Here is a 217-nt window from a genome sequence, read left to right on the forward strand (position 1 = left end):
GAGGATGCCGCCGCTCAGGACCGCGTTGCCGGTCAGGTCGATCTCGCCATTGTCCGTGACCGTGCCGGCGCCGCTGACCGTGGCACTACTGACCGTCAGCTTGCCGGTGGCATCGACGGTGACGTTGCCGGTGTTGGTGACGCTCGAGCCTTGGTCGATCGTCAGGGCCCCGTTCGCAAGGACCTCGATCGTGCCGGCAGCGCTGTTGGTGATCGTC

Annotated in this window: 1 protein-coding gene; it reads right to left on the reverse strand. The window is 66.8% G+C overall.

From position 1 onward, the window contains the following. The coding region (locus IVB31_RS33650; protein ID WP_247320352.1) for a hypothetical protein at nt 1-217 on the reverse strand (217 nt) is incomplete at both ends.

This window comes from Bradyrhizobium sp. 21 (assembly GCF_023073335.1).
GTDB lineage: Bacteria > Pseudomonadota > Alphaproteobacteria > Rhizobiales > Xanthobacteraceae > Bradyrhizobium.